Raw genomic sequence first — 397 nt, 5'->3', positions numbered from 1 at the left:
CAAGCTCAACGGGGCCAAGCATGTGGCCGGCCGGCACACCAGGGTGGAGGGGCTGGACCAGTTGGACAAGGTGATCCATGTGGACCAGAGCCCGATCGGGCGCACCCCCCGGTCCAATCCGGCCACCTACACGGGCGTCTTCGACAACATCCGCAAGTTGTTCGCCGAGACCAACGAGGCGAAACTTCGCGGCTACCTGCCCGGCAGGTTCTCATTCAATGTGAAGGGCGGCCGCTGCGAAGCGTGCTCGGGCGACGGCACGCTGAAGATCGAAATGAACTTCCTGCCGGACGTCTACGTCCCGTGCGAGGTCTGCCACGGCGCGCGCTACAACCGGGAGACGCTGGAAGTCCACTACAAGGGCAAGACCATTGCCGAGGTACTGGACATGCCGATC

The 397-nt window shown here is 63.7% G+C and carries 1 pseudogene; it reads left to right on the top strand.

Annotated elements, in window-relative coordinates:
- Positions 1-397, top strand: a pseudogene (locus tag AC5RWT_RS38070) (excinuclease ABC subunit UvrA); the annotation flags it as partial.

This window comes from Arthrobacter sp. Dra40 (genome assembly GCF_059091905.1).
Note: the sequence above shows the minus strand (reverse complement) of the source record. Positions and strands in the feature narration are given on the sequence as shown.